The sequence below is a fragment of the Paenibacillus apis genome (assembly GCF_018333295.1).
GTDB classification, from domain to species: Bacteria; Bacillota; Bacilli; order Paenibacillales; family Paenibacillaceae; genus Fontibacillus; species Fontibacillus antibioticophila.
In genome coordinates this window covers 59,186-75,321 of sequence record NZ_BORS01000011.1, presented here as the reverse complement: position 1 = coordinate 75,321, position 16,136 = coordinate 59,186, and the positions used below count along the sequence as shown (strand labels likewise).

Annotated in this window: 16 protein-coding genes; 4 read left to right on the top strand and 12 right to left on the bottom strand. The window is 49.5% G+C overall.

The features are described 5' to 3' along the window. Positions 1–1,377 carry a DEAD/DEAH box helicase gene (locus KI362_RS16305; RefSeq protein ID WP_374705675.1) on the bottom strand — a complete coding sequence of 459 codons (1,377 nt, stop codon included), beginning with the start codon at positions 1,375–1,377 and terminating at the stop codon, positions 1–3. Positions 1,378–1,547: 170 nt separating this feature from the next. Here KI362_RS16305 and KI362_RS16300 point away from each other — a divergent pair, with 170 nt between their 5' ends. Further along, positions 1,548–2,471 (top strand): helix-turn-helix transcriptional regulator, encoded by a 924-nt coding sequence (locus KI362_RS16300; RefSeq protein WP_301628652.1) that lies wholly within the window; start codon positions 1,548–1,550, stop codon positions 2,469–2,471. Between the two features lie 1,289 nt (positions 2,472–3,760). Here the strand turns inward: KI362_RS16300 and KI362_RS16295 are convergent. Further along, on the bottom strand, positions 3,761–4,537 hold the full coding sequence (locus KI362_RS16295) for an SDR family NAD(P)-dependent oxidoreductase (protein ID WP_301628650.1): 777 nt from the start codon (positions 4,535–4,537) through the stop codon (positions 3,761–3,763). 29 nt (positions 4,538–4,566) lie between these two features. Next, complete coding sequence (locus KI362_RS16290) at positions 4,567–5,028, bottom strand: chemotaxis protein CheX (RefSeq protein ID WP_301628647.1); 462 nt, start codon at positions 5,026–5,028, stop codon at positions 4,567–4,569. A gap of 244 nt (positions 5,029–5,272) precedes the next feature. Here KI362_RS16290 and KI362_RS16285 point away from each other — a divergent pair, with 244 nt between their 5' ends. After that, positions 5,273–6,175 (top strand): LysR family transcriptional regulator, encoded by a 903-nt coding sequence (locus KI362_RS16285; RefSeq protein ID WP_301628645.1) that lies wholly within the window; start codon positions 5,273–5,275, stop codon positions 6,173–6,175. Positions 6,176–6,218: 43 nt separating this feature from the next. Beyond that, positions 6,219–7,028 carry a histidinol-phosphatase gene (locus KI362_RS16280; RefSeq protein WP_301628643.1) on the top strand — a complete coding sequence of 270 codons (810 nt, stop codon included), beginning with the start codon at positions 6,219–6,221 and terminating at the stop codon, positions 7,026–7,028. A 98-nt stretch (positions 7,029–7,126) separates the two neighbouring features. Here the strand turns inward: KI362_RS16280 and KI362_RS16275 are convergent, their stop codons facing one another. The 3 genes from KI362_RS16275 to KI362_RS16265 form a co-directional block, all read right to left on the bottom strand. Further along, entirely contained in the window at positions 7,127–7,615 is a 489-nt protein-coding gene (locus KI362_RS16275; RefSeq protein ID WP_301628841.1) for a GNAT family N-acetyltransferase, read from the bottom strand. Positions 7,616–7,679: 64 nt separating this feature from the next. Further along, a complete protein-coding gene (locus tag KI362_RS16270; protein ID WP_301628642.1) occupies positions 7,680–8,417 on the bottom strand; it encodes a DUF1361 domain-containing protein in 738 nt (245 codons plus the stop codon). A 151-nt stretch (positions 8,418–8,568) separates the two neighbouring features. Continuing rightward, entirely contained in the window at positions 8,569–9,123 is a 555-nt protein-coding gene (locus KI362_RS16265) for a GNAT family N-acetyltransferase (RefSeq protein WP_301628640.1), read from the bottom strand. Between the two features lie 74 nt (positions 9,124–9,197). On the opposite strand from KI362_RS16265, the gene KI362_RS16260 reads away from it, so the two are divergent. After that, positions 9,198–9,515 (top strand): MGMT family protein, encoded by a 318-nt coding sequence (locus tag KI362_RS16260; RefSeq protein ID WP_044481868.1) that lies wholly within the window; start codon positions 9,198–9,200, stop codon positions 9,513–9,515. Here KI362_RS16260 and nagZ read toward each other — a convergent pair. The 6 genes from nagZ to KI362_RS16230 form a co-directional block, all read right to left on the bottom strand. Further along, positions 9,478–10,779, bottom strand: a complete 1,302-nt coding sequence (gene nagZ, locus KI362_RS16255; RefSeq protein WP_301628637.1) for a beta-N-acetylhexosaminidase — start codon at positions 10,777–10,779, stop codon at positions 9,478–9,480. The two genes, KI362_RS16260 and nagZ, sit on opposite strands and share 38 nt — an antisense overlap. A 19-nt stretch (positions 10,780–10,798) precedes the next feature. Further along, positions 10,799–11,332 carry a hypothetical protein gene (locus KI362_RS16250; protein ID WP_301628635.1) on the bottom strand — a complete coding sequence of 178 codons (534 nt, stop codon included), beginning with the start codon at positions 11,330–11,332 and terminating at the stop codon, positions 10,799–10,801. Between the two features lie 181 nt (positions 11,333–11,513). Beyond that, positions 11,514–12,542 carry a LacI family DNA-binding transcriptional regulator gene (locus tag KI362_RS16245; protein WP_301628633.1) on the bottom strand — a complete coding sequence of 343 codons (1,029 nt, stop codon included), beginning with the start codon at positions 12,540–12,542 and terminating at the stop codon, positions 11,514–11,516. A gap of 86 nt (positions 12,543–12,628) precedes the next feature. Continuing rightward, on the bottom strand, positions 12,629–13,462 hold the full coding sequence (locus tag KI362_RS16240) for a carbohydrate ABC transporter permease (RefSeq protein WP_301628631.1): 834 nt from the start codon (positions 13,460–13,462) through the stop codon (positions 12,629–12,631). Continuing rightward, positions 13,462–14,304, bottom strand: a complete 843-nt coding sequence (locus KI362_RS16235) for a carbohydrate ABC transporter permease (RefSeq protein ID WP_301628629.1) — start codon at positions 14,302–14,304, stop codon at positions 13,462–13,464. Before KI362_RS16235 ends, KI362_RS16240 begins: the two co-directional genes overlap by 1 nt. A gap of 124 nt (positions 14,305–14,428) precedes the next feature. Then, positions 14,429–15,805, bottom strand: a complete 1,377-nt coding sequence (locus tag KI362_RS16230; RefSeq protein ID WP_301628628.1) for an ABC transporter substrate-binding protein — start codon at positions 15,803–15,805, stop codon at positions 14,429–14,431. Between the last annotated feature and the right edge of the window lie 331 nt (positions 15,806–16,136).

The following is a 16,136-nucleotide window of genomic DNA, read 5'->3' as shown; positions in this document are numbered from 1 at the left end:
TTACTTTCGGGTCTCGGACTGTTTTTCCTTCAACCACTTCGGTGCCCCTTTATTCTTGCGATCCTCCTTCGAGGATGGTTTACGCACATTCGGAGCCGGTTTGATTTCCTTAGCCTGATCCTGTCGTGCCTTAGCCTTGGCAGGCGGATGTTGCTTCAGTTCACTTGAAGACTTTCGCTGCTCAGCCTGCAAATTTGAGCCTGCTGAAGTCTTGCGATGAGCAGCTGACCCAGCTCTTTCCGTCTCCGCACCCGCTTCGATGACCCTTCCGCCAAAAAGGCGTTGCTCGGATATCTCAATGCTCAGCTCCCGGGCAAATTTCCGAATAATAAAGCGTTCCTTCGGGTTAATGATGGATACCGCAAGGCCGTGGCGCCCCATCCGTCCTGTCCGGCCGGCACGGTGCACATAGTGCTCCGAATCGATCGGAGGATCCAGATTAACAACCAATGACAGCTCTTCAATATCCAACCCGCGGGCGGCAATGTCCGTGGCAACCAGCACCTGGATTTTGCCTTCTCTAAATTTGCGCAAGGTATGGCTGCGAACGGATTTGTCAGCATCTCCATACAGAGCCCCCGCGCGGAAGCCCAGGAAATTCAGCTTGCCCTCCACCTCGGCGATATCCTGCGTATTATTAATAAATACAATAGATCTTGCAGGATTATAATGGCGCAATATCCGCCGCAGATTATCCATCTTGTCGCGCTGCTCGCATTCGAAAAAGACATGCTCCAGCGATTGCGAGGTGCGCTGCTCCGGCGTAATTCCCACCCACTGCGGATCCTTCATCTCACGTGCAGCGAGTGCACGAATCTCCGGATTTAATGTTGCTGACAAGAACATCAACTGGCGGTCTCGCAGAGTTCCACGCAAAATTTGCTCCAAATCCGCGGTGCCACCAAGCTGGAACATTTGATCCACCTCGTCTACAACCACCGTCCGCACCGTGTGCAGCTTCAGCTTACGCAGTGCCAGCACTTCCCGAATCCGGCCCGGTGTGCCGACAACGAGCTGCGGATGCAGACGGAGCCTCTCTAGCTGCCGCTTGATGGCGGCCCCGCCGATCAGTGCCTGCGCGGATATTCCTAGTGATTCTCCGTATTTCTCCGCTTCCCGAACGATCTGCATGGCCAGCTCCTGCGTCGGAGCAAGCACCAGCGCCTGCAGCGTCTTATCCTCGGGCTCGATTCTTTGCAGCAGCGGAAGCAAATAAGCCAGCGTCTTCCCTGTGCCTGTCTGCGATTCGGCCAGGATATCCTTGCCCTCCAGCGCAGCCGGAATACACTCTGCCTGAACGGCAGTCGGCTCCAGAATTCCATAATCGGCAAGCTTTGCCGCAAGAGCCTCAGACACGCCAAGGCCCGTAAAAGTCATACTTTTCAAATTGATTTCATCCTTTACAAGGTTCATTATTTCCATTATATGCGAAAATGCAAGCTTGACCAAATACAAAGCTGTCTTGATCCAAATAAGACATATGCTTGTCATGTTACTGTGGTACACTTAAGTACAAATTGATCCTTATACGAAGGGGTTCAGGTTCCATGCAAATTGCCAGACTCTTTGAAATTGTGTATCTCCTCCTGGATAAAAAGAGCACTACCGCAAAAGAACTGGCGGAGCATTTTGAGGTGTCTACGCGAACAATCCTCCGCGATATAGAGGCACTCACTACAGCCGGTATTCCTATTTACACTTCAAGGGGCAAAGGCGGCGGCATTTCTATTCTCGAACATTTCGTTCTGAATAAAACCCTGATCTCCGAGGAAGAGCAGAACCAGATTCTGTTCGGGCTTAAAAGCATGGCCGCAGTGAATACGATCGACACAGCCGATACGCTCACAAGGCTCCAATTGCTCTTCAAAAAGAGCCGAACCGATTGGATTGAAATTGACTTTTCCAATTGGGGAAGCCCCGCGTCGGAGAAGGAAAAGTTTGCTCGCATCAAACAAGCCGTAATATCGCAGAAAATCTTGGAATTTGATTATCTCAACTCCTACGGGCAGCGGACGTACAGGCAGGTGGAGCCGCTGAGAGTGGTATTCAAGGGGCATTCCTGGTATTTGCAAGCCTTCTGTAGACAAAAGCAGGATTACCGTATCTACAAAATTTCCCGCATCCGAAATCTGAAGATCTGCGACATAAGCTTTGACCGAAACCTGCCGGACAATCTCGGATTTGACGTGGACCGGCTGAATCCCGAGCATACCGTTACCCTCAAGCTCAGATTTGCACCGGAAATCGCCTTTCGAGTATACGACATGTACGACGACAGCGGCATCGAAGCCCATGAGGACGGGTCCATTACCGCAACGGCCACTTACCCTTACGACGATTGGGTAATTAGCCATATCCTATCCTTCGGCAGCGCCGTAGAGGTCATTGAGCCTGATGATCTTCGTCAGGAGGTCGCTGACCGCGCAAGACGGATTGCCGAAAAGTATCAAAATCATTCTCCAGTAGTATGACACGCCATTGTCATATTAGGTCTGTTATGATGGGGCCGGCAGAGGCGCTCAGGTATTCATGTAACGTGCTATTCAGCGCAGTTTCGTGCAATAGCGCAGCAGTCATTATAAAGCGATCAATGATTCTGCGTTCCGGGGGTAACGTGTGAAGGTTGCTTACGATCGCTGTTGCTCGCGGATTCCTTGATTGTATAAACCCTAGCAGGGTAGAAATCCGCTCACAAAGGCGAACACTCCGTTTCTGCACCAACCTTCACACTTATACCCTTATTGCGCAGGCTCGTCTTTATAATGCTAAATGTACCGCACTCTCTATGACGCAGATTCATTCAAACAGTAAATAGGCAACACCGTATCATTATTGGGGATACGCCCATTTCAATAAGCTCGCACAGCAAGGCAATTCCAGCAGATTCTGCAAAATACCGACCAAGTACGCATGAGTACACCTCGCACCCGAGCGCAGCTTCCAGCACGCGGTGTTTCGCAGCAGGACGGGATCGGTCGATTGCATGAAAATAGGACTATTACGCATGCAGTGAAAAAAGTTACCTTAAATTCAGTGGAAATGCTAGAAATGCGGATATAGTGAAATTTTTGTACTTAAAACTGACTAAAACACGGGTTTGGCTAGTTACTGGCGATCTAAGGTAAGTTTTTTCACTAAATGTAGATTCGAGCGTCGACTGGGAATTTTAAGGAAAGTAATTTCATTAAATCGCGACCTGATGAGCATGAGCAGAAATGAGGTGCTCATATCCTCCTGTAGGGCGATTGAAATTCGAAGCAAGACTGCAATGCCAGTGGGGCAAGTTAATTTCGGAGAAAAACTTCAGTACTGGCAGGACAGGCAAAGCTTCGGTGCAAGACTGGAGCATCGTGAGACGGAGGCGCAACTTTAGGCGTGGTAGGTATTGACGTCGTGCATAAGCAATAGCGCAAGCTTTCATTCGCGCTTAGCCCAAGGCTGCGCGTAGTCTCCTGCTTGTATGCTGCAAGGAGGTAAGTTAATAGCAGTGCAGCTATTGCTATGCAGTTTATGCATAGCTATGTGTAAACTGCATTTCAGTTCAACTGCAAAGGCGAAGTGCCCGGGCATTAGTATGAGGTGTGCTGAAGAAGCGTTAGCGGTCGCCTTTGTGAGCGGATTTTTCCCTTGTGAGAACTTAGTCTAATCAAAGAAATCCGCGAACAACAGCGATCGTAAGCATACCTCATACGTTGCCCCGTCCAACTCGCCATCTAATATTCTATTCATTTATCACGGCACAGCAAGCAGGCTATAACGATCATTTTTTATTCAGCATTCCGGACGTTAGGCGGCCTACCGCAGCGGGAAATAGCTGATAAAGCTTTGCGCCCGCCCCTGCTACCCAGGGAAGATTCATCTCCGTCTTGCCTGTCCGGACCGCCTTCACGACCGCGCCGGCCACCCTTTCGGGCTTCATCATAAACCACTTTACATTGTTTACATAATGCCCGTCCGGATCAGCGATCTGGAAAAATGGCGTATCGATCGGTCCGGGATTGATCGTCGATACCGTAACCCCGCTACCCGACAGCTCTTGTCTCAATGCGCTGCTGAAGCCAATAACGGCATGCTTGGTAGCTGTATAAGCCGTGGACTTCGCTGTGCCGATCTTTCCCGCAATCGAAGCAACATTAACGATCCTTCCTCTTCCTGCCGCTTTCATCGCCGGAAGGACTTCCTTTGTACAGCGAACGATCCCCATGTAGTTCACATTCATCATTTCGGAATAGTCCTGCAACGGCGTCTCATCCAGGGCTGTGAATTTTCCATAGCCCGCATTGTTCACAAGCACATCCACCCTGCCGTACCGCTTGTAAATCTCAGCAAAGCCTGCGGCTACCGATGCATCGCTTGCCACGTCCATCTCGACCACATGATAAGGCCCCATCATGCCTCTGCCAACGGCTTGGAGCTTATCGGCCGACCTAGCGGCAAGTACAACCGTAGCTCCTTCCCGGGACAGCATCTGCGCAGCAAGAGCCCCAATTCCACTTGAGGCTCCGGTAATGACAACCACTTTATCGTTAAGCTGCATCCGTATTCCTCCGGTTCAACTCATTTCCCTTAAGAAACCATCACCTGAATGTCCAACTCCCCGATTCCATCCATGACGAGTGGAATGCACAAGGCCTTGCGCGGCGACTGCTCACTACCGCCTACGCTAGACTTAATCACTTGCGGAGGGGTAATATCAACGCTGTAACCTTGATTGGCCAGAATCATGCTTGCATTTCCGCTAATCATATTGCCCAGCTCAGAAATAGCACTTTGGCCCATCTCATCCATTTCCGTGATAACAAAACCGCCCATCATCGCCGAGACAAGTCTTAAAGCAACTGTCTCCTCCAGACCAAACACGACCATTCCGCTGAAATACCCGGTCATACCGATTTGAATCCAGATATGATCCTGAATCAAAGCGACATCCTTTAGACCCGGATTGCCGGTTGAAGGAGAGACTTGTACCACCTGTTCTATGACCGAACGCGCAGATTCCAGAAAAGGATTGATCACTTCTGCTTTCACTATTACGCCCCTTTTCACATATGAAGTAGTTATCTTACTAAAATACCGCTACAAAAGTCCTGCTTTTTTATGTTGATATTATACTTTATTCCCATCTATAAGTCATTAAAAATCGAAATCTGTAATATTAGAGAAAATTTGCGCACTCCCTCTAACTCCTCTTGTCAAATACGTGTCATTGATTTAGCCCAGAAAAATCTTCTATAATTATTAGATATCAAATGAATCAGAGAGGGGGATCGCCATGAATATCAGTCAATTGGAGACACTGATCACCATTTCCAAGACTAAGAGCTTCCGCAAGGCGGGCGAACTGCTGAATTTGACACAGCCTGCAGTATCTGCCCAGATCAAAAGCCTGGAGGATGAATTCGGAGTTGTCCTCGTCGACCGGAACCAGCCTGTAGCCCTTACAGACAGAGGACAAGTATTCTTGGATAAGGCAGAGCAAATTCTGGACGTGGTGGAAGAACTCAAGCAAAAGCTCACCGATCTTGAGCACACACCGCAAGGACATATTGTGCTGGGAACGACAACCTCTATCGCCATCCAGATCCTGCCGCGGATCTTGTCCTATTTCCAGGATCAATTCCCGCTGATCAAGACCACCATTCAGTCCATGCCCTCTTCCCTCATTTATCAAAGTGTCGAGCAAGGTTTGGTCGATATCGGGATCGGTTACCTGATCGAGAACAATCCCCAGGTGCATTCATCTGTGCTGTACTATGATACCTTCGGGTTGGCGGTATCTCCGCATCACCCGCTCGCAAGTGAGAAAATCCCCCGTATGGATATGCTGCGCGACGTTCCGCTCATTATGCTGTCCCCGGATACGGTAGGCCGAAGATTCGCCGACGATTTGTTCAAATCCCATGATATCGAACCGCATATTGTCATGGAACTGTCCAGCAGTGAGGAAGTAAAGCGAATGGTGGAAATCAACCTTGGGGCCGCGATCATCTCCAGACAATCCATTCTCCGCGAGCTCAAGCAAGGCTCCCTTGTCGTTGTACCGATCCCGGAACTGGAAGTCACCCATCCCGTGGGCGTGATCTATAAGTCCAGCAGATACATCAATTCTGCAATGCAGCAATTTCTAGGCGATCTAAAGGGGATGCCTGAAACAAGTTTTATCAGCTCAGAATAAATTCCTCAATCTATCGAAAAATAACCCGGAAAGGAGCATCCATATGAAATTTGATCTTCATACTCATCATTTTCGCTGCGGTCATGCCGACGGAACCATCCGCGACTATATCGAAGCCGGAATTGCAGCCGGCTTGTCTGTCATCGGCATTAGCGATCATACGCCTTACTTCGGGCATGGCGAGGAGCATCCATTCCCGCATATCGCCATGGCCAAGCGTGATTTTGCCGGCTATGTCGATGAGGTCCTGCAGTTAAAACAGGAGTACGCCGGCCGCATCGACGTGCTGCTCGGCATTGAGTCCGACTATTTTCCAGATCATATCGAGCAATACAGGAAGGTGCTGTCTCAATATCCCTTCGATTACATTATCGGCTCCGTACATAGTGTAAATGAGGTAAGCATCTTCAACAAACGGCGCTGGAAGGGACTGGACGAGCAGAGACGAATTGCGGACAAGACCGCCTATTACGCATTAATACAGGACTCCGCCCGCAGCGGGCTGTTTCAAATTCTTGGCCATATAGACGCGATGAAGGGAAATTATCCGGCCTTCTCGGATATTCCTGCCACAGAGGCCGTCGATGAGACGCTGCGGATCATTGCCGGGGCTCGGGTGGCTATCGAAGTAAATACGTCGGGAAAGACGAAGCTCTCCGGAGGCTGGTATCCGTCCGATGCCATTCTGGAGCGCGCCCGTTACTTCGGCGTAGATATTACCTTCGGCTCCGATGCTCATATCCCTAGCCGTGTTGCGGATGAATGGGACGAGGTTGCCCGGAAACTGAAGGAAATCGGATATAACGAATGGGTCTACTACAAGAATAAGACCCGTATAGCAGTCCCTCTGTAGTCTTACCGATTTTCATCAGGACAAAAAAAGGGAACCCGTACGTTTCCTCGCCGGATTCCAAATAACAAATATATTCAAAAGGGGGTCATGCACTAAGTTTACCCCCTTACTGTTAGGGTTCTGTCACAAGTATATTTCAGTTGTGTAACAAATGCAGCACCGACACTTCCTTGCTCTGAATATCCGCATTTTTCAAGGACACGGCGCGAAGCGAGATTCGCTTCTCCGCAAAAGGCTTCAATCTGCCGAAGCTCCAATTGTTCAAACCCGAAGCCGGTAATCAGCTTTACCGCCTCTGTGGCAATTCCTCGATTCCACCATTCAGGGGCCAGCAAATAGCCCAGTCTGGCGCTCCCGCTCCCGGGGTCCCAGCGCTGGAGCGAGCATAGCCCGATGCAATCTCCCGTCTCCCTCCATTCCACCGCAAAATGCACATCCCGCAAATGCCGGTAGCTGTCCATAAGATAACGCATCAGGCGATCAGGAAACAACAGGGTGTGCGGTTTAAAAGCGGTATACACCCGAACCTGAGGGGCCATAATGCAAGCATATAATATTTCTGAATCCTTATGCTCCAATCTCCGCAATCTGAGGCGCTCACTTTCCAAGACAGGAAACTGCAACCGAAGTCTTTCTTTATGATCCAATCACCTAGTCACCTCCTTGTGTCATCCTGCGATTCATCGCTCCGAACAGACAGAATACCATGTATCCGAAGCCGGTGATCAAGAAAATCCACTTACAATACGCATATGCATGAAGCACATGTTCCATGTTTGTAAAATAGGACAGGATTTGTCTCAGCAATCCGATAGGCTGATGCAGCACATCCCAGCTGTTAAACCGGAAAAACCGGCCCAGATACACACCAAAGCTGCTCAGCAGAAGAACTGCCGCCGCAAAGATGATTCCGATAATTCTTCCAAGTGCACGCTCTACCAGCCGATGTACAGAGGCAAGGGAGATTGCCCCGAGCACAAGACCTAACAATGCCGTCAGCAATACGGTAAATAAATGATTCCAAAACAGCATATCCTGCCAAAACAAGTAGCTGTCCTCAATAGTTAACCGCGCAAATGGATGCAACAGATCGGTAATCAAGTAAGCCGCATTGGGATAAAAAAAGAGCCACAGTCCGCCGGCGATCAAATAGAGCATCCATCTCAAGCTCTTCGTCCGGAGCAGGCTTATCCCGTCCAACACCAGAGCGAGTCCCGCCGGCACCCATGCCAGAAAGGTGTTCCAAACCAGGAACAGGTAGGGCGGTCTTCCCCCCTCAGGCAGGTGTGTGCCTGTGACGAACAGCATGGCTACTAACGACCCCACAAATATTACGATATAAAGATATATTTTCTCCGGATATCCCAGTTGCTTCAATTGCTTGCCCATCGTCGTCCTCCTTCCGCATCCTATACCGAACTATATAAGCCAAACCACTAGCTTACCGCTGAAGGCCACGTATGAACTCTAAATGGCGAATGCTTCCGCTAATTTTACGAATGAGGATCGGAATAGGTTACGCTGCAGCTAGCGGAGGGGATTATTCCATCGCCGAATTTCGAATCACCATGTGAAGGTGATCTTCCCAGATCCCGTTGATTTTCAGATACTTTATGGCCTTGCCTTCTTCGTAGAAGCCCAGCTTCCGGACCACCTGCAGGGACGCCTCATTTCTTGGCATAATGTTAGCCTCAACTCGATGCAGGCCCAGCCCGTTGAAGGCGTATTCGATCATTGATCGAACGGCTTCTGTCATGTATCCGCGGTTTGCTTGCTCTGCATCCAGCCGATACCCCAGGTGGCAGGACTGGAACACGCCATACACAATGTTGCTGAGCGTTACCGAGCCGATGACGACTTCAGGCTGCTCCTTCCGAAAGATCCATAGCTTGTGAAGCTCACCGGAACGGTGCTGCTCAGCCTCTGTGGCCAATAACCTTTTCTGAGTATCAAGCCTGTAGAATTCGTCAAATCGCTCAGGCTCCCAGGGCTGCAGGAATTCCTTGTTCCGCAGCAAATAGGCGAGCACCGGTTCCGCATCATTTTCATCCAGCCGCTTCAAAATCAGCCGCTCCGAGTGTAAAATAGATTTCATCATTCCTCCGCCTTTCTGACAAGTTGAACTAATGAATTTTATGGCGAGATTACTTTCCAGAAAGGAGCACGCACATGCAGCCCTTTACCGCAATGGTCATTTCTATCATTCACTCCATTCCTCCCGGAAAGGTGATGACATATGGACAAGTTGCCCGCGAAGCAGGCAGCCCGAGAGCCGCGAGACAGGTCGTCCGGATTCTGCACTCCTCAAGTGAAAAGCACGGACTTCCCTGGCACAGAGTCGTCAATGTCCGGGGAGAAATCGCGCTTCAAGATGATGAGTCTCGCTTTTTGCAGAAAATGTACCTGGAGCACGAAGGCGTCCAGGTACATGAAGACGGTCATATTGATCTTAAAGTGTACCAATATATTCCATCACATACCGGCTAATCTCCGCATTGATTGCCTTTGCATCCGCGCCTTCGGCAGGCTCGTTGGTCAGGGCATACTTCTGCTTCAGCTTAAGGATCTGGTAGACCCGCTGATCGAGCATATCTCCGCTAATCTTTCCTTCCTCAACAGCAAGGGTTAGCGCCTCGATCACTGCGATCTCCTGATCATAGTTATGACCGACAAGCACGATGTTCCCGCCTGCCGTAATGAAATCAACCGCGGCTTGTTCAATTTTGTAATTTTCAGTGATTGCTCCCATCGTCATATCGTCGGAAATAATGACTCCTTCATACCCCATTTCCTGCCGTAACAAGTCATTAATGACCGCAGGGGAGAACGAGGCAGGATGCTCGGCGTCCAATTTGGGCAGCAAAATATGGGCGATCATAACCATGTCTGCTCCGGCTTCTATCGCATCGGCGAATGGCTTCAACTCGAATTCCCGCAGCCGGTCGAGATCATGCTCGACTACTGGAAGTCCCAGATGGGAATCAACCGAGGTATCGCCATGGCCAGGGAAGTGCTTTACAACCGGAATGACGCCGGTATCCGACAAGCCCTTCATCGCCGCTAATCCCATCAGACTAACCTCTTCAGGAGTCGTGCCGAAAGCTCGGTCCCCAATGACCGGATTATCCGGGTTGCTATGAACGTCGAGCACCGGAGCGAAATCCAGGTTCAATCCGAAGCCGGAAAGAGCCTGTCCGATGATCCGGTAAGCCTCCGCTGCGGCCTCCGCCTCGCCGGTCCCGCCTATTTTGGCTGCGGTCGGCATCTTGCTGAATTCGCCTGGCAATCGGGATACCCGGCCTCCCTCTTCATCCACACTTAAGAATAGCGGCACCGGATTGGAGGCATTATCCTCTTTTAATTGATTGAACAAGCTCAGCGCTTGGCCGCTATCGGAAATATTGTCCTTGTAAAAAATAAATCCGCCTACCTGATAATCGTCCAGCAATTGCCGGGTATACTTGTCAGGCTTGGTTCCATCCATTCCAACGAGGACGAGCTGGCCGATCTTCTCTGCCGTTGTTAGCTGCTCTAATTGGCTCGCAATGAGATCAGCCGGCGGCTCGGACTCCTCCTGCTTTCCATGCTCATCCGGCAACGCAGAATCCGGCCGGGTCTCAACCTGATTCGGTGTATTATGATCCGACTCTGACGGTCGAGCGATTGTCCCGGATCGGCAGCCTGACAGCACGAGAAATGCTGCCAGCATCACAATCCATAAAGCGAAGTAATGACGCTTTGCTCGATTCATCGATTCATCAACCTCCTCTCTAGCGGCTGCCTTCGGCCGCCGCGGTTTCCCAGCGATGACTGAATTGGGTCAGCCTCGAATGAGGCTGGACCGGCTCCTCCGTCAAAATCAGACGAACCCGGGTAATCCATTCCTCAAAGGAGGAGAAGGAAGCGAAGGCATTCGCCATCTCCGGGGTGAGATATAAGAAATAAGGAGCAGGGTATTTCTCTGCCAAGAATCGCAAGGCGGAATCCATCGGTGTGTATTTCTTCCTTTTGCCATCCCAGCCCTCTACGGTAACCTGGCTGCTGCCCCTGCTGCGTCTCCAGTCATGAAGAGCATCCTCCCGCTTGTAGTACGGAGTTACCGGCTTGCGGCTCATTCTGCGCACGGTCTCTTCGTGCAGGGGATACAGGACCAGCTGGGCGAAAGAGCGCCGCTCCAGCAGAGCCAATGCCTGATCCAGCTCCTCCTCCGTGATCTCTTCAAATGAATCGTAGAACACCAATGTCCCTTTTTCCCGCTCTGCGGGCGGTTCATATCCGAAGGGGACTTGTATATTATTCCGCATATTGTCCTCCTAAAGCATTTTAAACTTATTAAAAGGTTTCATCACGATTAAAACTATCCGTATTTTAACCTTTAACCAAAATCGTACTCCAATATGTAATTCCAAGCAAATGATACAGGTGTTTTAGCCACACAAACAAAAGAACCCGACCATGCAGATTGCTCTGCGCAGCCGGGTTCTTTCATATCCGGGCAGTGGATTCACGGATCATCAGCTCACCGGGGAAAATTTTGTGGGAATGGGACTGCTTCTTATTGATCAAATCAAACAGAATCCGCAGCGTCTCCTCCGCAATTTCCTCGACAGGCTGCCGGATCGTAGTAATCGAAGGATTATAGTAATAAGCGATATCCAGGCCATCAAAGCCCGCAACCGAGTAATCGCCCGGCACATGTTTACCGCTTTCAAAAATGGCCTTGCACGCTCCCACAGCCAAGCTGTCCGAGACAGCAAACAGCGCCGTGAACGGTTCGCCTGATTCCAGCAAGTCCTTGGTGACCACATAGCCATTCTCCATGGAGTAGCTCTCCAGATGGTCCTTCATACTGCAGACCAGCCTGCTGTCAACCTGCAGGCCGCGGTCCTCCAGCGCCTTCTTGTATCCTTCGTATCTCAGCTTCCCGATACTGACGTCGTCCATAGGAGCCGTGATGATCGCAATTTTGCGATGCCCGAGGCTGCACAGAAAATCGACGATTTTATAGCTTTCCTTAAAATCATCCACTGAGACGGAGGAGAACTCTGTCGGATCGAATTCCGGCGCCATCCCGATCGTGCTGAGGACAAATGGCACGGTTAACTGCTCAAGCTTCTCCTTGGAATGAGAGAAGTATCCGCCAAGGAACACAATGCCCTTCAGCCGCTTCTCCTTTTCAAGCTCAATGGCCACCTCGATCTCGTCCTGATGCTCATCCACCCTTTGTAGGATGAAGGAATATTTTTTACGCTTGATTTCCTTCTCGAACACCTGGATCATCCGGTTGAAGAACGGATTCGTAATCCCTTTGATCAGCACAGCAATCGTCTTGGACGCGGAGCGCTTCAAATTTCTGGCGCTGTTGTTCGGGACATAATGGTTCTCCTTGATGACCTTCATAATCATCGCTTTTGTCTCTTCACTGATATCCGGATGATTATTGATGGCACGGGATACCGTCGTTACCCCAACACCGCACATTTTTGCAATATCTATAATTGTAATCGATGCCATTTTTACGATCTTCCCTCATATTCTTGGTCTTGTCATTCTCAAGTTGAATATAGCAATTAAATTTATGGAATACAAGACCAAAGGTTCTACCCTTTAACAGCACCTGCCACCACACCCTCGATGATGTACTTTTGGCAGAATAGATAGAAAATGATAATCGGGATTATCGCCAGCACCAGCATCGCCATCATCGCGCCCATATCAATTGAACCGTACCCGCCCTTCAAATACTGGATCGCAATCGGGATCGTTCTGTATTCGGACCCGATGACCAGCAGCGGAAGCAGGTAGTCGTTCCATACCCACATTACATTCAGAATAGCCACTGTAATAGCAATAGGCTTCAGGATCGGCAGGACGACCAGGAAGAAGGACTGAACCGAGGTACAGCCATCGATAAGGTCCGCTTCCTCGATCTCAAGCGGGATAGATTTGACAAAGCCGCTATACAGAAACACAGACAAGCCCGCGCCAAACCCAAGATAGATCAGCAGAATGCCAACCGGATTATCCAGGTGCAGCATATTGACAGTCTTGGTCATGGTGAACATTACCATCTGGAACGGAACAATCATTGAAAATACGAAAACATAGTAGATCATCTTCGTAAAACCGCTTTTCACGCGGGTAATATACCAGGCCGTCATCGCTGTCAGCAGTACGATAATGAGAACCGAACCGACGGTAATAAAGAGTGACATCCCGAAGGCGTTGAAAAAACCGGTCTTTGCCACACCTTCTGTGTAGTTTTTCAACCCAATGAACGTCGTCTGATCCGGAAACCGAAACGGGGTATCACTGATATAAAACTTCCCTTTGAACGAGTTCATCAATACGATTAGCACAGGGGCAAGGAACAGACAGGCCAGCAGGAACAGCAGAATAGACAGGGTTGTATTGCGGATTGTGGTCTTTTTCATCAGCTCTCTACCTCCTTGCTTCGTGTAGCTGCCAGCTGAATCAAAGCAATCAGGGCAACCAGCACGAAGAATACCACGGCCTTCGCTTGGCCAACCCCTTCCCAGCCTACACTTCCATAGAACGTGTTATAGATATCGAGCGCCAGCATCGAAGTCTCCTTGGAGGGTGCGCCCGCGGTTAGCGCCAGATTCTGATCAAACAGCTTGAACGAATTCGACAGGGTCAGGAACAAGCAGATTGTAATGGAGGGCATGACTAGCGGGATCGTAACATTGCGTAATATGCCAAAACGGGTGCTTCCGTCAATTTGCGCGGCTTCGATAACTTCCTTGGATACGTTCTGAATGCCTGCAATGTAGATAATCATCATATATCCGATCAATTGCCAGTTCATCAGAATAACTAGGCCCCAGAATCCATAGGTAGCGCTGAAGGTTAGCGTTACATCGAACTTCATCAGGATTCCGTTGAGGATGAGCAGCCAAATATAACCCAGTACAATACCGCCGATCAGATTCGGCATGAAGAATACGGTCCGGAACACATGGGTTCCTCGGGCGCCCCGGGTCAGCAGTACCGCTAGAAGAAATGCCAATACATTGATAGTAATTACAGAAACCACTGTGAATTTTACCGTAAACCACAGTGCATTTATAAAATCCTGATTCGAGAATGCCTTGATATAATTACCCAGCCCAATCCAAGAGGCATCGGTCACCGTCCTGAATTCCGTGAAAGACAAGTAGACGCCCAGAATAAACGGGATAATGAAAATGACGGCGAACACCAGGATCGTCGGCAATGCAAACAGGGCGAAATATCTTCTTATCGATTTTTGCATGAGATTTCTGCTCCTCACCTTACCTGACATGATGGATCAGCTTGATATGCCAAATTGCATAAAAGGAAGACCACGGCATACCGGCCGGTACACCGTGGCTTGAAACCCATTAGAGCGCTGAGGCTTACTTTGCCTTCTCCGCTTTCCAGCTACCCTTGAAGATTGTCACCACTTCATCCCACGACTTATTGCCTTGGGCATATTGCAGCAAGCCATCCCCGAACTGATTCTTGAATTCCTCACTCGGGAATGCTGCGAAGGTCCACGGAACCGAGACGATGCCATCCTTTTCCATCCAGTTCGTTACTTCTTTTGCAAGCGGGTCAGCAGGCTTCTCATCATCATTGAAGGTATTGAAAGGAGCGATGAAGCCCAGGTCGTTCGTCACATAGGATTTACCCTTGTCACTGGAGAACAGCCACTCCAGGAATGCGATGGAGGCTTCCTGCTTCTCGGCAGACACCTTGCTGTTGATCGCCAGGTAGTTCTCGGTTCCGATCGCCAGCCCTTGGCTTTCTTCTCCGTCTACGCCAGTGTATATTGGCAGGAACTTGATGTCCCCGGATTTCACTATGTTGCCGTCCACTTCATTAATTTGCGACCATGCCCAGTTCCCGTTCTGCACCATTGCCGCTTGACCCAAAGCAAACTCGGCCATGGAATCCGATACGGACTTGCTGCCAAGCAGCGTAGACTTCGTGACCGAATTATTGATATAGAGGTCAAAAATATTTTTGAAGTTCGCATTATACTTGAACTCTGCCTCGTTTGTTGCAAGACCGGCTAGCACAGTATTGTCATAATCCTTATTGTCCTTGAACTCATAATACAGCGGCATGTTTGCCAAGTGAGTCTGCCATCTCCACTGCTCGCCCGCAGCCAGCGAGGTGGAAGCGAACACTCCCTTGATGCCCAACTGCTCACTCTTCGCCGTCATATCCTCGACTACGGCCTTCAGGGTGTCAAAGTTATTGACTTCTTCCATCGAGGATACCGATACCGCCTTATCCGATAGCCCAAAATATTGCTTCATTAACGCATCGTTATAAATAATGCCATACCCTTCTACAACATAAGGGATCCCGTAAACGCCGCCTTCGCTCGTTACTGCCAGGCTTTGATCGGACAAGTAGCTGTACAGCTTAGTGTCCTTGAGATCCAATGTGTAATCCTTCCAGTTCTGATACCCTACAGGTCCGTTAATTTGAAAAATCGTCGGAGCCTCGGACTTGGCAATTTCCGACTTCAGTGTGGTCTCATAGGTACCCGCAGCAGCTGTAACTACCTTCACCTTAACGCCAGTCTCCGCCTCATAATCCTTGGCAATCTTCTCGTACACCTCTGCGATCTCCGGCTTGAAATTCAGGAAGTAAATTTCTCCGGCCTTGCCGCTTGCGCCATTCGAACCTGAAGCCCCGCTGTTGTCCTTGCCGCAGCCCGCAGCAATTCCTGCAAACAAAGTTAATGCAAGGATCAAACCCAACCATTTTTTACGCTTCATTCTCTAATAACCCTCCTGAAATTTTTTTATAAACCATAATGAATCCGTTTCCAAATAAAATGTCGAATCAACTCGGTATCGTTTCCGAAAACCTTATCGGCATCCTTTTCGGTAACGTTTTCGATTTCCCAGACATCGTATCACATTCCATTTTTTAGATCAATATAAAATTTGTTTGCGCTTTCAAAAAATATAAAAAAGCAGACTCCCTGCACCTGTCAGAGAATCTGCTTGAGACGTTGCTATATAAGTTGAACTATAAAGCTACGTAGAAAGGGCATAAGTGTGAAGTGTGCTGAAGAAGCGTAAGCGTTCGCCTTTGTGAGTGGAT